Genomic DNA, 13,885 nt, shown 5'->3' with positions numbered 1-13,885 from the left:
CCCCGCGCCGCGCCCCGCGCCGCGCCCCGCGGCGCCCTTGCGGGCGGTGATCTTGCTCGGGCTCTTCCTCGCGGCTGCTGCCTTCTTCTTCTTCGTCGCCATCCAGGATCCTTTGCTCGCTAAGACCGCACGTGCCCTTCGCCCTCCACCAGGTACTTCTGGGTGGTGAGCTCGGCGAGCCCCATGGGCCCGAAGGCGTGCAGCTTGGTGGTGGAGATGCCGATCTCGGCGCCGAGCCCGAGCTCGCCGCCGTCGTTGAACCGGGTGCTCGCGTTGACCATCACCGCGCTCGCGATCACCTCGCGCTGGAAGCGGCGGGCGCTCGCGAGATCGCGCGTGACGATCGCCTCGGTGTGGAGGGAGCCGTACCGGGCGATGTGGTCGAGCGCGCCGTCGAGGTCCGGCACGACGCGCACGGCGAGGATCTTGTCGGAGAACTCCTTGCCGAAGTCCTCCGGCGCGGCGGGGTTCGCGCGGATCCCGGCGCGGGCCAGGATGGTGAGGGCGGTGGGATCGCAGCGGAGCTCGACCCCCGCCTCGACGAGGGCCCGCCCGACCACGGGCAGGAGCTTCGCCGCGGCGCCGCGGTGCACGAGGAGGCACTCGAGGGCGTTGCACACCGCGGGGCGCTGGACCTTGCCGTTCAGCACGAGGTCCACCGCCTGCTTCGAGGGCGCGCTCTCGTCGAGGAACAGGTGACAGACGCCCTGGTAGTGCTTCACCACCGGGACCCGCGACCGCTCCGCCACCGCGCGGATGAGCGACGGCCCGCCCCGCGGGATGGCGAGGTCCACGAGATCGTCGAGCTGGAGCAGCTCGAAGGTCGCCTCGTGCTCCGGCGTCGGCACCACCTGCGCGCTCGCGGCGGGGAGGCCGGCCTTCTCGAGCCCCTCGGCGAACGCCGCCGCGAGGGCGAGCGACGAGCGGAGGGCGTCCGAGCCGGGGCGGAGGATCACCGCGTTCCCGCTCTTGAGGCAGAGGCCCGCGGCGTCCACGGTGACGTTGGGGCGGGCCTCGTAGACCATCAGGATCACGCCGAGCGGGATCCGGACCTTCCGGATCTCGAGCCCGTTCGGTCGGCGCCAGCTCCGCGTCACCTCGCCGACCGGATCCGGGAGCGCGGCGACGTCGAGGAGCGCCTTGGCGATCCCCTCGATCCGCTGCGCGTCGAGGGCGAGGCGATCGAGGTACGCCGCGCTCTTCCCCGCCTTCCGCGCCGCCTCGACGTCGAGGGCGTTCGCGGCGAGGATCTCCCGCGTCCGCGCGCGGACCGCCTCGGCGGCGGCCCGGAGCGCCAGGTCCTTCACGCGGGTGTCGGCGCGGGAGAGGGCGCGGGACGCCTCCTTCGCCGCGAGGGCGAGGCGCCGCATCTCGGCCGCCAGCGACTGCGCCTGCTCGATCTCCATCGTGGTCACTCCCGGCCGACGTCGAGGACCACCAGGTCGTTCCGGTGGACGATCTCGTCGAGGTACTTATACCCGAGCACGCGCTCGATCTCGCTCGTCTTCAGGCCCGCGATCCTGCGGATCTCCTCGGCGCCGTACCCGGCGAGCCCGCGCGCGAACGGGCGACCCGTCTCCGCGGCGATGTCCACCGGGTCGCCCACCCGGAACTGGCCCTGGACGCTCCGCACCCCGCTCGGGAGCAGGCTCCGCCCCTGCTCCACCACCGCGCGGCGCGCCCCGGCGTCCACCACGATGACGCCGCGGCTCTTCGCGGCCGCCGCGAGCCAGCCCTTGCGCGAGCTGAGGTGGTGGGCGCCCGGCGCGAAGACCGTCCCGAGCTGCTCGCCGGCGAGGAGCGCGGCGAGCGCGCGCGGCCTGCGCCCGGAGAGGAGCGCGGTCGTGACGCCCTGGGCGGCGAGGCGGCGCGCGGCCCGCACCTTGGTCGCCATCCCGCCGACGCTCCGATCGCTCCCGGCGCCGCCGGCGATCCGCTCGATCTCCGCGGTGACGCGCGGGACGTCCCGGACGAGCCGCGCGCCCGGCTCGGCGGGGTTCCGGTCGTAGAGCCCCTCGACGTCGGTGAGCATCACGACGAGGTTCGCCTCGACGCAGCCGGCGACGAGCCCGGCCAGCGTGTCGTTGTCGCCCACCTTGATCTCCTCCACCGCCACCGTGTCGTTCTCGTTCACCACCGGGACCGCGCCGGCGTCGAGGAGCTTCTCGAAGGTCCGGCGGGCGTTGAGGAAGCGCTTGCGCGAGGCGAGATCCTCGGCGGTGAGGAGCACCTGGGCGGTGACCTTGCCGTGCCTCCGGAGCGCGTCGCCCCAGGCCGCCATCAGGTGCGGCTGGCCGGCGGCGGCGGCCGCCTGCTTGGTGGGGATGTCCCAGGGCCTCCCCTTGGATCGCGCCAGCCCGAGCCGCTCGGCGCCGAGGGCGACCGCGCCGGAGCTGACGAGGACCACCCGCCGGCCCTTCGAGATCTCGGCCAGCTCGGCGGCGAGGCGCGCGCAGTTCTCGCGATCGAACCGGCCGGTCCGGTCGGTGAGCGTGCCGGTCCCGACCTTCACGACGATCCGCTTCGCGCGGTGGAGGGTGCTCCGTGGCATGAGGGCGCATCTTACCGGAAAAGGCGGCCACACCCGGCGAGGCGCTGGACCGACCGCCGCGGCGAGGCTAGAGGCCGAGGATGACCAGCCCGCGCCGCCCGCTCCTCGCCCCGCTCGCGTCGCTCGCCCTCGCCGCGTGCGCCCACCAGCGGATCGCCGCCGAGACCGCGCTCGCGAACGTGCTCATCCCGCCGTCGCAGGAGAAGCAGCTCGGCCTCCAGGTGAAGCAGCAGCTCGAGCAGGAGCAGCACGTGCAGTACGTCGACGATCCGGTCGTCACCGGGTACGTGGGCGAGGTCGCCGGGAGGATCCTCGCCCAGGCGAAGAAGGACCGGCCCGACGTGGACTGGTCGGTGAAGGTCATCAACGACCCGAAGACCGTGAACGCCTTCGCGGTGCCGGGCGGCTGGCTGTACGTCTACTCGGGCCTGCTCCTCGCCGCGGACGACACGGCCGAGGTCGCCGGCGTCCTCGGCCACGAGTCCGGGCACGTCGTGGCGCGCCACTCGGCGCGGCAGATGGTGGACGCGTTCGGCCTCGAGACGCTCGCCTCCCTCGCCCTGGGGAAGAACCCCGGCGCCGCGTCCCAGCTCGCCGCCGGGCTGGCCGGCAAGACCGCGCTGCTCGCCTACTCGCGCGGCGACGAGTCCGAGGCGGACGAGTACGGCGCGCGGTACGCGTCCGCGGCGGGCTACGATCCCCACGGCATCGCGACCTTCTTCCAGAAGCTCGAGCGCGGCGAGGGGAAGCAGCCCGGCTGGGCGGCGTTCCTCTCCACCCACCCGGCGACCCCGGACCGGATCGAGAAGGTGAACGCCTACATCGAGCAGCACCACCTCACCGGCTCGGGCGGGAGGAGCGGGGTCGAGCTCGCGAAGGTGAAGAAGCGGCTCGAGGCCATCCCGCCGCCGCCCGCGGCGCCGCCGAAGCCCGGGGCCTGATGGCGACACCCACTCGCTTTGAGCTGCTGCGGCGCACGCTGCCTGCCTGCGCGGGGCAGACTCCTCCCTGCGCTGCTCGCCCTTCGACTCCGGCGCGCAGTGCGCGCCTACGCTCAGGGCGAACGGAGCTTCGAATCGCCTGCGCTGCTCGGTCGTCGTGTGCCCCCGCTCGGCGACGGCATCGTGTGCCTCGCGACGCTCAACGCAAGCGGGTGGCGCCATGACGCGACCGCGCCGGTCGCCGGCCCCGCACCGCGGCCCCGCCCGGCGGGCCAGGAGGCGCGCCGCGATCACCGCGCGCCGAGCGCGGCCTTCCCGAGCTGCCACGCCCCGAAGCCGAGCAGGGCGATCCCCGACACCCCGGCGAGCGCGCGCTGGAACCGCGGCCCGAGCCGCGCGGCGCTCCCCGCGACGGCGACCAGGCCGGCGTTGCCCGCGGTGAGGAGCGCGTAGAACCCGCCGAGGAACGCGAGCGCCTCGGCGGGCCGGACCCGCCAGGCGGCGGCGAGGGTCGGCCCCCCGACGGCGCTCCAGAAGATCCACGCGTTCGGGTTCGTGAAGTTGAGGAGCGCGCCGCGCAGGAAGCCGCGGGGCGGCTCGCGCGCCGCGACCGGCGCGGGCCGGAGCGCGCCGCGGAGGGTGCTCGCCGCGAGCCAGAGCACGACGGCGCCGCCGACGAGCTGGAGCGCCCGGAGGAGGCCCGCCGGCACCTGCGCGAGCGCGGCGAGGACCGCCGCGATCACCGGGGGGTCCGAGGCGAGCGGCACGAGCGCGATGGGGAGCGCGCGGACCGCGCCGTTCCGGACCGACTGCGCGAGCAGGTAGGCCTGGAGCGGGCCCGGGGAGAGGGAGCCGTAGAGGCCGAGGAGGGCGCCTTCGAGGAAGAGTCGCACGGGCGCGACAGGAGAGCATCCCGCGCGGCGCGCGTCGAGGGCCGGCGCGCGGGCGCCGACGCCGCCCTGGGACGCGACGACCCGGCCCGCGCGCGGCGAGCCGGGTCGTCACCCGGTAGACGGGTCCCGAGGGCGGCGTTCAGCCCTGGTACGGATCGTCGGAGAAGCCGAGGAGCGGGTAGAAGATCGGGGAGAGGAAGGTGAGGCCGAGGCCGTAGCCGACCCCCTTCCCGAACGCCCGCGCGAGGTCGATTCCGACCATGATCGCGACGACGAGGTTCACGAGCGGGATGAGCATCAGCACGAGCCACCAGCCCGGCCGCCCCGCCACCTTGAGGAGGAGGTACAGGTTGTAGAACGGGACGAGCGCGCCCCACCCCGGCTGGCCGGCCTTCGAGAAGATCTTCCACAGGCCGGCCGTCATGAGGACGAGGACGACGAGCGAGACGAGGTTGACGATCGCGCCGATGCGCGCGACCTCCGCGGCGACTTCGTTTTCCACTGGGTGATCCCTCCCGCGCCCGGTGGAGCCCGGGCGACGGCGGCATCATCCCAGAGTCACGTCCGGGTCGTCTACGGAGAGTCGGTGTGCGCCGAACGGCTACCCACGCCGGCGCGCGCGCCGCGAGCTCCGCCGCGCGACGAACCGTTTCACCGCGGCGCGGTCAACGCACCGGCAGCTTGAGCCCCATCTCCACCAGCTTCAGGATCGCCTCGGCGTTCCCCTTCGCGTCGTTCACGGGGTCGTGATCGTGCGCGGTCGTGCGGAGGTGCTTCCAGGTCGCGTACGCGTCCTTCACCATCCCGCAGTACAGGTCCCCGATCCGCCGGCCGGACCAGCCGAACGGGTTCCGGCCGAGGTAGGTGTGGAAGTACCAGTTGATGAACTGCCAGTCGTACGCCAGGTTGTCCGAGAAGAAGACCGGCCGCCCCTTGGTCGTCTCCTGGACCCAGCGCTCGAACCGCTCCATCACCACCCCCGGCTCGTCGTAGCCGAGGTGCTCCTCGCGCGTGACGCCGGAGATCGCCAGCGCCTCGGGGAGCCAGAGGTCGGAGATCGGCCGGGTCCGACCCCGGAAGGTCCGGCCGAGCCCCGGCTCGACCTTCACCGCGCCGAAGGAGACCATCGAGTACTTGCCCGGGATCGGGCCGTCCGACTCGACGTCCACCACGTAGAGCGACATCGCTAGTCCTGCTCGAGGTAGTCGAGATCGACGCCGAACGTCTCCCGCAGGGAGAGCGCCGAGACGAAGGCGAGGGCGAACCAGACGACGCCCACCGCCAGCGCCGCGCCGACGAGGTCGAGGCGGGGGCGCAGCCAGAGGAACGAGGTCGTGACGACCGCCACGAGGCCCCGGACGAAGTTCGGCACGGTCGTCGCGACCGTCGCGCGGATGTTCGTCCCGAACTGCTCCGCGGCCACCGTGACGAAGATCGCCCAGTACCCGCCGGTGAAGCCGAGCAGGCCGGAGAGGAGCAGGAAGACGCGCGGCGAGGCGCCGGGGGCGACGGCGAAGTACACGCCGATGGAGCAGGCGAGCAGCACGAGGAACAGGAGCACCACCCGCCGGCGGCTCCGGAGGGCCTGGGAGAGGGCGCCGCTCGCCAGGTCGCCGAGGACGAGCCCGCCGTAGAAGAACGCCACGGCGTCGCCGGCGGACACCGGGCCGGTCACGCCCAGCTTCACCGCGAACTCCGGCGCGAAGAAGACGAGGATGGCGTTCGCGTACCAGATCGGCATCGCGATGAGGATCGAGGCGGCGTACCGGACGAAGCGGTCGCGGCGCGTGAAGAGCGAGAGGAAGTCCCCGCGCGACACCCCCGCGCTCTTCTGCGCGAGCCGCTCGAACATCCCCGACTCGTGCACGCCGATCCGGAGGACGAGGAGGACGAGCCCGAGGCCGCCGCCCACGAAGAACGCGGTGCGCCAGCTGCCGAGCTTCGCGACGAGGTTGCCGACCACCGCGCCGGAGACGCCGACGGACGCGACGATCATCGTCCCGTAGCCGCGCAGCCGCGCCGGCAGGATCTCCGAGACGAGCGTCACGCCCGCGCCGAGCTCGCCGGCGAGCCCGAGCCCGGCCAGGAACCGGAGGGCCTTGTAGAGGGCGACGTCATGGACGAGCCCGTTCGCGAGGGTCGCGAGCGAGTAGAGGGTGATCGAGCCGAAGAGGATCTCGAGCCGCCCCTTCTTGTCGCCGAGGACGCCGAAGAGGATCCCGCCGAGGAGCATCCCGCCCATCTGCCAGTTGAGGATGGACACGCCCTCGGAGACGAGCGCCTCGCCGGAGAGGCCGAGCGCGGTGAGGCTCGGCCGGCGGACGATGCTCACCAGGATGAGGTCGTAGATGTCCACGAAGTACCCGAGCGCGGCGACGATGACGGCGGCGCTCAGGACGGACTGCACGGGGGCGGGAGCGTCGGAGGCGGCGGAAACCTCGGGAGCGGCGGGGGCCTCCGGGGAGGCAGGGGCGGTGTTTTCCATGAGGGACGCCGAGATAACCACGCCGCTCGCCGCGCGTCGAGGCGGGCGAGCGCCCGCCGGCTCGGGCGCTTCACACCAGGCATCGCCACCGCCGGGCGAGCCCCCGCCCGGCGCTCACGGGGACGCAGATCGGATTCGGATGTCGCGATCCCGCCTGGACGGCGTCGGGTTTTCCTTACCCCCTAAGCGGCGTTCCGCGGAGGCGGATCGTCGCGTCGCACGGGCGCCGGCGCCAGGCGCGGGCTGCGCGCGACCTGGGCACCCCAGAGCCCCAGGACGAGGCCGGGGAGCATGAGGCCGATCGCAGGCAACGCCGCAGGAAATCGCACGACGACCGCTGCGAGCGTGCACACCAGGGCGAGCCAGGCGACGAACAGCGCGAGCATCACCGCATGTGCGGGGTGGACGAGCAGGTCCCGCACGCGAAGGCGGTTCAGCTCGATGACTCCATCGGGACGGCGCTTGACGTGGAGGCGACTCATGGGCGGGACTCGATGCAGGTCGCGTTCCAGCCTGCCGGGCGGATGCGCGGGGGCTCGGCCGCCCGCGCGCAGGGCGGCCGCACCGGGGAGCAGGGGTGGAAGTCAGCGCCGCGGCGTGTGCGTGCCCGTTAGGAATGGCTCGTGGACGTGAAGGTGGATTGCCACGCCGGCTACCGGGGCGAGGAGACGCCTCGGCGCCTGGATTTCGGCGCGCGCCGGGTCGAGGTCGTCGAGGTGGTCGATCGCTGGTACGGGCCAGACCACCGGTACTTCAAGATCCGGGGCGACGACGGGGCGATCTACCTGCTGCGCCACGACGAGGCCGCGGACCGCTGGGAGCTGACCTCGTTCCAGCGGGGCGCGTGACCGCCGGGTCGATCGCCGGCGCCCCGGCACGGCGGGCGTCCGCGCGAGGCCCCCGCGCGGCGGCGACGGTTCCCCTCGATCCCGGGGGGCGGGGTCGCTATCCTCTCGCCAACGAATGCAGGACGTCCTCGGAAACACCCTCGGCCTCAAGCCCTCCCAGCTCCACGCCCTCCGCCGCACCTACCGCCGCCGCGTCGACGCCCAGTCGATCGTCACGCCTGAGCTCGCCCGGCACCTCACCGAGGTGTCCCGCGAGACCAACCGGCAGATCGGGATCTTCCTCGATCGCAAGGGGGACGTGCAGGCGGTCATCGTGGGCGACGCCCGCAAGCTCGAGCTCCCGGACGTCGGCCGCGCCCGCGCCGGCGACAGCCGCCTCCGCGGCGTCCGGCTCGTGCACACGCACCTGAACGGCGAGCCGCTCACCCGCGACGATCACACGGACCTCGCCCTCCTCCGGCTCGACCTCGTGGCGGCCATCGAGGTGCAGGAGGACGGCCTGCCCGGCAAGGTGCACTACGCGCACCTCCTGCCCGAGAACCCCCAGGGCGCGATGTGGAAGGACGAGGTCGCGCCCTCGGTGCACGACCTCCCCTACGACGCCCTCTCCGGCGCCCTCGCGCTCGAGGACGAGTTCGCCCGCGCCCGCGCCGTGCGGCGCACCGGCGGCCGCGAGCGGGCGATCCTCGTCGGGTTCGGGGGGCGGGAGCGCGGCCGCGCCGAGGCGGAGGCGTCGCTGGAGGAGCTCCGCGAGCTCGCCCGCACCGCCGGCGTCGAGGTGATCGACGCGACGGTCCAGCTCCGCCGCGATCCCGATCCGCGCTACCTCATCGGGAAGGGCAAGCTCGAGGACATCGTCCTGCGCTCCATGCAGCTCATGGCGACGATGATCGTCTTCGACTCGAACCTCTCGCCGTCGCAGGCGCGCCACATCGCCGAGGCCACCAGCCTCAAGATCCTGGACCGCACCCAGCTCATCCTCGACATCTTCGCCCAGCGGGCGCAGTCGGCCGACGGCAAGCTCCAGGTCGAGCTCGCCCAGCTCCAGTACCTCTACCCGCGCCTCGTCGGGCGCGACGACTCGCTCTCCCGGCTCGCCGGCGGCATCGGCGGGCGCGGCCCCGGCGAGACCAAGCTCGAGATCGACCGCCGCCGGGTGCGCGACCGGATCACCGCCCTCGAGCGGCGCATCGAGGCGCTCGGCGAGAGCCGCCATCTCCGGCGCAAGCAGCGGAACGCGCGCGGGCTGCCGGTGCTCTCGATCGTCGGCTACACCAACGCCGGCAAGTCCACGCTCCTCAACGCCCTCACCCACTCGGAGGTCCTCGCCGAGGACAAGCTCTTCGCGACCCTGGACCCGACCAGCCGCCGGCTCCGCTTCCCGCGCGACCGGGAGGTGATCATCACGGACACGGTGGGCTTCATCCGCGACCTCCCGCCCGATCTCGTGAACGCGTTCCGCGCCACGCTCGAGGAGCTCACCGACGCGGACCTGCTCCTGCACGTGGTGGACGCGTCCGATCCGCGGCAGGAGGAGCAGATCGCGGCGGTCCACGCGATCCTGGACGGCCTCGGGCTCGGGGAGAAGCGGCGCGTCCTCGTCCTCAACAAGATCGACCGCCTCCCGGCCCGGGACGGCGCCGCCCTCGCGCACCAGCGCGAGGCGGTGGCGGTGTCCGCGGCGACGGGCGAGGGGCTCCCCGCCCTCCTCGCCCGCTGCGAGCAGCTCCTCTGGGCCGGCGGCCACCGGATCGAGCTCGGCGACGGCGCCGCGGCGACCGCGGAGGTCGCGAGCGGGCCCGACGCGTGCTCCTGGCCGCGCACCCCGCCGGCCCTGCCCGCCCCGGCCGCGGAGGGCGAGCCCGGACCGCGCCTGCTCCCGGCGGCGCTCCGGCGCGTCTCCTGATGGCGACACCCACTCGCATTGAGCTGCTGCGGCGCACGCTGCCTGCCTGCGCGGGGCAGACTCCTCCCTGCGCTGCTCGACGTGCCAACAGGCACGCCTGCGCTGCTCGCTCGTCGTGTGCCCCCGCTCGGCGACGGCATCGTGTGCCTCGCGACGCTCAACGCAAGCGGGTGGCGCCATGACGGCGCCGCTCGCCCGGCTCGCGCCTCGACGCGAGCGCCGGGCGCCGTGATCATGAGAGAATGCGCGCGCATGCGCCGCCTCCACCCCGTCCTCGCCGTCCTCGCTCCGCTGGCCCTCGCAGCCTGCTCTCGCGGTGACCCCGAGGCCCGCGCGCGCGTCTTCGCTCCAGGCGAGGCCGCCCGCACGGCCCCGGCTCCGACCTTCGACCCCGCCCACCCGGAGGCCGCGCTCGCCCTCGGACCGGACGCGGTCGCCCGCGGCCTCGGGTCGTTCGAGTGGAGCGGCGCGGTCGCGTGGACCGTGTCGCGGGACGGCGACGACGCCATCCGCGTGCACGCCGACGAGCGACACGCGATCCGGCAGTCGGCGGCGGGCGAGTTCGAGGTCCAGGCGGAGATCGACCCGGGGCTCGGGCCGGGGTCCGTCACCGGCAAGCAGGTGATCTGGACGGGCGGGATGACCTACGCGCGCGCCCTCCCCGCCGCGTTCCGCGAGCGCCCGACCGATCGCGGCCGCGACGCCCGCCGCTTCCGCGACGAGAGCTTCGGCATGGCCGCCGCGCTCGCCCGCCTCTACGGACCCGCGCTGCGCCTCGAGCCCGCCGGCGACGCGCAGGCCCTCGGGCGCCCGGCGCGGCGCTACCGCCTCGTCCTCGCGCAGGCCGCCCCGCCCGCGGCGCCGGCGCCGGCGAAGGGGGCGAGCGCCGATCCCGACACGAAGCTGCGGCGCGCCTTCCTGGAGGGGCGCGTGCCGCTCACCGCGGACGGCGAGCTGATCGCCGACGCCGCGACCGGCGCGCCGCTTCGGGTCCACCTCACGGGCACCTTCGGCGTGAAGGACCAGCCCGGCGTCACGGCGGCCGTGGAGCTGCTTGCGCAGGTGCAGGCGCTCGGCGCCCAGGTGGCGCCGATCGCCGCGCCGAAGGACGCCCTGCCCGACGAGCGGAAGCCCGCGGGTCCGTCCACCGCGCTCGAGGCGGCCGGCCTGAAGAAGCGCGGCGCCGATCGCGCGGGCGGCGAGCCTTCCGACGAGCCGGAGCAGTAGTAGCCCGCCCCTGCCGCGCCCCCGCCCGCGCCGTAACTTCGAGTAGGGGGGATCTCCACATGACCATCCGGTTCGCAGCGCTCGCGCTCGCCGTGGCGACGGGCTGTGCCGCGGGGCGAGGCGCCGGCAGGTTCCAGGGCGTCTCCGACGCCGACTTCGGCCGTCTCGCTCCCGGGCAGCTCCAACCCGTGAACTCCGCCCGCGCGAGCGCGGCCGCCGCCCACGACGCGGTCGCCCGCGCGGAGCTCCGGGCGCAGGGCGCGCGCTCGGAGGCCGACTACGCCCGCGCCGACCAGACCGCGGTGAAGGCCGACGTGGAGCGGGCCGCCGCCGCGGCGAAGCTCGCGGGCGAGAGCCGCGATCCCGGCGACCTCGCGCGCGCGCAGGAGCTCCAGGCGGCGGCCCAGCTCCGCAAGCAGGCGGCGGACGCGCACCTCGCCTACGCCGAGCAGCTCGCGAAGGCGCGGAAGGCCGACGTCGCGGCGGCGCGCGCGGAGGAGGACCGCGCCAACGCGGCGGTGGACCGCGCGAAGCTCACCGCCCTCGAGCAGGCGCAGATCCCGGCGGCGACCCGGTACGACCCGGTCCGCTTCGACGCGCGCCTGGCCGACGCCACGCGCGCGGCCCAGGAGGCGCGCGCGAAGGCCGACCAGGAGGACCGCGCCACGCTGCAGGCGCTCGACTCGTGGCAGACGCTGCAGCAGCGCTGGCAGGCGCGCACCGGGGCGGTGGGTGGGAGCGGGTAGCGCCACCGGGGGTGACCGACCGCCGCTTCACCCCGCCGGGTTCGCGTCGCCCCGTTGCGTTCGTCGTCGCGCCGTGTTCTTCCGTCGAGCATGAGGACCTTCGAGCGCTTCGCCTGGGGCGTGCTCGCCTACCACCTGGTCGTCGTGACCTGGGGGGCGCTCGTGCGCGCCACCGGCTCCGGAGCGGGGTGCGGCTCGCACTGGCCGCTGTGCAACGGCCAGGTGATCCCGCGGTCGCCCCGGCTCGAGACCGTGATCGAGCTCACGCATCGTGCGACGAGCGGCGTGGCGATCCTCCTCGTGATCGGGCTGGTGGTGTTCGCGGTCCGCGCCTTCCCCCGCGGCCACGCGGCGCGCGCCGGCGCCTGGGCCGCCGCCGCCCTCATGGGCGTCGAGGCGCTCGTCGGCGCCCTCCTCGTGCTGTTCGGCTGGGTGGCGCGAGACGCCTCCGCCGCGCGGGGCTGGGTGGTGGCGATCCACCTCACCAACACCTTCCTCCTCCTCGGGGCGCTCGCCCTCACCGGCGCGTTCGCCCGCTCGCCGCGCGGGTTCGTACACCGCGGCTGCGGCCCGCTCGCGGCGGTCTTCCTGCTCGGCGCCGCCACGACCCTGCTCGCCGGCGCCACCGGCGCGATCGCCGCCCTCGGCGACACCCTCTTCCCCGCGACGAGCTTCGTCGAGGGGCTCCGGCAGGAGACCGCCGCGGGCGGACACGTCCTGCTCCGGCTCCGCGTCCTCCACCCGTTCGCGTCGATCGGCGCGGCGATCGTCATCGCCGCCTGCGTCCGCAGCGCGCTCCGGATGCGCCCCGGGCCGCGCGTGCGACGCCTCGCCGTCGCGCTCGTCGCGCTCCTCGGCGTGGAGGTCGTGGTGGGGGCGGCGAACCTCGGGCTCCTCGCGCCGGTCCCGCTCCAGCTCGTCCACCTGCTGCTGGCGGACCTGGTCTGGATCGCCCTCCTCCTCCTCGGCGCGGCGACCTTCTGCCCCGAGGCGAGCGCGCCGGCCGAGCCGCGCGTCGAGCCGCGCGACGCTCCGGCGGCCCGGAGCGCGCGCGGCTGAACGGACCGCCCCCGGTCGCGACGGGGGCGCTACCCCGGCCCGAGCCGGCGCCACTCGACCATCAGGCAACGGTCCTGCACCACCTTCACCCCCGCGCGGGCGAGGGCCTCGGCGGCCTCGTCGTTCCGGATCCCGCGCTGCAGCCAGACCGCGCGCGGCCGCTTCGCGAGGAGGTCCTCGAGGTGCTTCGGCACGTCGGCGGGCCGGCGGAAGACGTCCACCAGATCCAGCGGGCCGGGGATCTCCTTCACCGACCGGTACACCGGCCGCCCGAGGATGGTCTTCACGTCCGGGTAGTAGACGGGGACGGGGACGATCTCGACGCCGGCGCTCGCGAGCGCCTGCGGCACGTAGAAGGCCGCCTGGTCGGACTGCTCCTCCGTCTTGATGCCGAGCACCGCGACCCGCTTCACGGTCGCGAGCAGGGCGCGGATCGCGTCGTCGGTCTCCAGTAGATTCGCCTTCCAGTCGGCCATGGGCTCGTCTCCTCCTCACGCGAGACTTCGAAGAGTTCACCCGTGAGAGCCGCTTCGCGCAAGGTCGCGTCAGGGGCCGGGTATACGATCCTTCGCCAGCGTGAATACCCGGCGATATCGGGCGATTGGCCGCCCCGGCGCCCAGCGGGCAGGCGGCCTCGGAAAAATGGACAGGTCGCCCGCCGCGCCTACGATGACCGCCATGGAGACGAAGAAGAGATCCACCGCGGTGGTGACCGAGGCGACGGCGCAGGCCGCCCTCCGCCGCGGCCCCGCGCGGACGCTCACCGCCGAGGAGGAGCGCGTGCTCCGGATGCGGGTCGGCGCCTCGCCGGCCCGGACGGCGCCGCTCGAGCGCGCCGCCCCGGAGCGCTCCGACCTGGAGATCGAGCTGCTCTCCTACGAGATCGAGGCGTACATGAAGTGGCGCGCCCGCGAGGAGGCGCGCGCCCCCTCCCGCGCCGCGCCCGCCGCGAGGCCGTCCCGGGCCAAGGAGAAGATCATCCGGGCGCTGCGGAAGAAGGCGTAGTCCTCACCCCTTCCCCTCCAGCCTCGCCGCCAGCGCCGCCGCGGCCCGCGCGGGCGACGCGTCCTCCTCCGGCTCCGGCAGCCGCCCGGCGGCGAGCAGCCCCGCGAGGAACGCCGCGGTCCGCGGGTTCCGCCACCAGTCCTCGTCGAACCGCTCGCGCAGCTCGGCGCGGAGCCGCTCGGCCGCGCCGGCGCCGGCGAGGGCCGCGGCGAGCCCGGCCGCGT

Annotated in this window: 15 protein-coding genes and 1 pseudogene; 7 read left to right on the top strand and 9 right to left on the bottom strand. The window is 74.7% G+C overall.

What is annotated here, in order from left to right; all coding sequences use genetic code 11:
- Positions 1-119: 119 nt before the first annotated feature.
- Complete coding sequence (locus tag MNZ27_RS21260) at positions 120-1,406, bottom strand: glutamate-5-semialdehyde dehydrogenase (protein WP_242396091.1); 1,287 nt, start codon at positions 1,404-1,406, stop codon at positions 120-122.
- Positions 1,407-1,411: 5 nt separating this feature from the next.
- Positions 1,412-2,551: a glutamate 5-kinase gene (gene proB, locus MNZ27_RS21255; protein ID WP_242396090.1), complete on the bottom strand. Its 1,140-nt coding sequence runs from the start codon at positions 2,549-2,551 to the stop codon at positions 1,412-1,414.
- Between the two features lie 80 nt (positions 2,552-2,631).
- Here proB and MNZ27_RS21250 point away from each other — a divergent pair, with 80 nt between their 5' ends.
- Complete coding sequence (locus tag MNZ27_RS21250) at positions 2,632-3,492, top strand: M48 family metallopeptidase (protein WP_242396089.1); 861 nt, start codon at positions 2,632-2,634, stop codon at positions 3,490-3,492.
- A gap of 290 nt (positions 3,493-3,782) precedes the next feature.
- On the opposite strand, the gene MNZ27_RS21245 is transcribed toward MNZ27_RS21250, so the two are convergent.
- The 5 genes from MNZ27_RS21245 to MNZ27_RS21225 form a co-directional block, all read right to left on the bottom strand.
- Complete coding sequence (locus MNZ27_RS21245; protein WP_242396088.1) at positions 3,783-4,385, bottom strand: LysE family translocator; 603 nt, start codon at positions 4,383-4,385, stop codon at positions 3,783-3,785.
- Positions 4,386-4,524: 139 nt separating this feature from the next.
- Positions 4,525-4,887 carry a DUF5684 domain-containing protein gene (locus tag MNZ27_RS21240; protein ID WP_242396087.1) on the bottom strand — a complete coding sequence of 121 codons (363 nt, stop codon included), beginning with the start codon at positions 4,885-4,887 and terminating at the stop codon, positions 4,525-4,527.
- A gap of 163 nt (positions 4,888-5,050) precedes the next feature.
- Positions 5,051-5,569 (bottom strand): 3'-5' exonuclease family protein, encoded by a 519-nt coding sequence (locus tag MNZ27_RS21235; protein ID WP_242396086.1) that lies wholly within the window; start codon positions 5,567-5,569, stop codon positions 5,051-5,053.
- A gap of 2 nt (positions 5,570-5,571) precedes the next feature.
- The gene (locus MNZ27_RS21230) at positions 5,572-6,792 is read right to left on the bottom strand and encodes an MFS transporter (protein ID WP_242396085.1); all 1,221 of its coding nucleotides are present in this window, start codon (positions 6,790-6,792) and stop codon (positions 5,572-5,574) included.
- A gap of 260 nt (positions 6,793-7,052) precedes the next feature.
- Positions 7,053-7,352 carry a hypothetical protein gene (locus MNZ27_RS21225; protein WP_242396084.1) on the bottom strand — a complete coding sequence of 100 codons (300 nt, stop codon included), beginning with the start codon at positions 7,350-7,352 and terminating at the stop codon, positions 7,053-7,055.
- Between the two features lie 141 nt (positions 7,353-7,493).
- Here MNZ27_RS21225 and MNZ27_RS21220 point away from each other — a divergent pair, with 141 nt between their 5' ends.
- From MNZ27_RS21220 to MNZ27_RS21200, 5 genes are all read left to right on the top strand, one after another.
- On the top strand, positions 7,494-7,718 hold the full coding sequence (locus MNZ27_RS21220; protein WP_242396083.1) for a hypothetical protein: 225 nt from the start codon (positions 7,494-7,496) through the stop codon (positions 7,716-7,718).
- A 115-nt stretch (positions 7,719-7,833) separates the two neighbouring features.
- Positions 7,834-9,624: a GTPase HflX gene (gene hflX, locus MNZ27_RS21215; RefSeq protein WP_242396082.1), complete on the top strand. Its 1,791-nt coding sequence runs from the start codon at positions 7,834-7,836 to the stop codon at positions 9,622-9,624.
- A 252-nt stretch (positions 9,625-9,876) separates the two neighbouring features.
- Positions 9,877-10,851 (top strand): hypothetical protein, encoded by a 975-nt coding sequence (locus tag MNZ27_RS21210; RefSeq protein WP_242396081.1) that lies wholly within the window; start codon positions 9,877-9,879, stop codon positions 10,849-10,851.
- A gap of 59 nt (positions 10,852-10,910) precedes the next feature.
- Complete coding sequence (locus MNZ27_RS21205) at positions 10,911-11,597, top strand: hypothetical protein (protein WP_242396080.1); 687 nt, start codon at positions 10,911-10,913, stop codon at positions 11,595-11,597.
- A gap of 90 nt (positions 11,598-11,687) precedes the next feature.
- Entirely contained in the window at positions 11,688-12,656 is a 969-nt protein-coding gene (locus MNZ27_RS21200) for a COX15/CtaA family protein (protein ID WP_242396079.1), read from the top strand.
- A 29-nt stretch (positions 12,657-12,685) separates the two neighbouring features.
- Here the strand turns inward: MNZ27_RS21200 and MNZ27_RS21195 are convergent, their stop codons facing one another.
- A complete protein-coding gene (locus tag MNZ27_RS21195) occupies positions 12,686-13,132 on the bottom strand; it encodes a CoA-binding protein (RefSeq protein ID WP_242396078.1) in 447 nt (148 codons plus the stop codon).
- Positions 13,133-13,334: 202 nt separating this feature from the next.
- Between MNZ27_RS21195 and MNZ27_RS21190 the strand changes: the two genes are divergently transcribed.
- Positions 13,335-13,661 carry a hypothetical protein gene (locus MNZ27_RS21190; protein ID WP_308198007.1) on the top strand — a complete coding sequence of 109 codons (327 nt, stop codon included), beginning with the start codon at positions 13,335-13,337 and terminating at the stop codon, positions 13,659-13,661.
- Positions 13,662-13,664: 3 nt separating this feature from the next.
- On the opposite strand, the pseudogene MNZ27_RS21185 reads toward MNZ27_RS21190, so the two are convergent.
- Positions 13,665-13,885, bottom strand: a pseudogene (locus MNZ27_RS21185) (hypothetical protein); the annotation flags it as partial.

The sequence above is a fragment of the Anaeromyxobacter oryzisoli genome (assembly GCF_022690765.1).
In the GTDB taxonomy this organism is placed as follows: domain Bacteria; phylum Myxococcota; class Myxococcia; order Myxococcales; family Anaeromyxobacteraceae; genus Anaeromyxobacter; species Anaeromyxobacter oryzisoli.
This window is presented reverse-complemented; position numbering and strand designations above follow the sequence as displayed.

What these genes read in the sequence shown, in the direction of transcription:
- MNZ27_RS21260 (WP_242396091.1), bottom strand. Translation starts at nt 1,406, where the DNA reads ATGGAGATCGAGCAGGCGCAGTCGCTGGCGGCCGAGATGCGGCGCCTC.
- proB (WP_242396090.1), bottom strand. Translation starts at nt 2,551, where the DNA reads ATGCCACGGAGCACCCTCCACCGCGCGAAGCGGATCGTCGTGAAGGTC.
- MNZ27_RS21250 (WP_242396089.1), top strand. Translation starts at nt 2,632, where the DNA reads ATGACCAGCCCGCGCCGCCCGCTCCTCGCCCCGCTCGCGTCGCTCGCC.
- MNZ27_RS21235 (WP_242396086.1), bottom strand. Translation starts at nt 5,569, where the DNA reads ATGTCGCTCTACGTGGTGGACGTCGAGTCGGACGGCCCGATCCCGGGC.
- MNZ27_RS21225 (WP_242396084.1), bottom strand. Translation starts at nt 7,352, where the DNA reads ATGAGTCGCCTCCACGTCAAGCGCCGTCCCGATGGAGTCATCGAGCTG.
- hflX (WP_242396082.1), top strand. Translation starts at nt 7,834, where the DNA reads ATGCAGGACGTCCTCGGAAACACCCTCGGCCTCAAGCCCTCCCAGCTC.
- MNZ27_RS21210 (WP_242396081.1), top strand. Translation starts at nt 9,877, where the DNA reads ATGCGCCGCCTCCACCCCGTCCTCGCCGTCCTCGCTCCGCTGGCCCTC.
- MNZ27_RS21205 (WP_242396080.1), top strand. Translation starts at nt 10,911, where the DNA reads ATGACCATCCGGTTCGCAGCGCTCGCGCTCGCCGTGGCGACGGGCTGT.
- MNZ27_RS21200 (WP_242396079.1), top strand. Translation starts at nt 11,688, where the DNA reads ATGAGGACCTTCGAGCGCTTCGCCTGGGGCGTGCTCGCCTACCACCTG.
- MNZ27_RS21195 (WP_242396078.1), bottom strand. Translation starts at nt 13,132, where the DNA reads ATGGCCGACTGGAAGGCGAATCTACTGGAGACCGACGACGCGATCCGC.
- MNZ27_RS21190 (WP_308198007.1), top strand. Translation starts at nt 13,335, where the DNA reads ATGGAGACGAAGAAGAGATCCACCGCGGTGGTGACCGAGGCGACGGCG.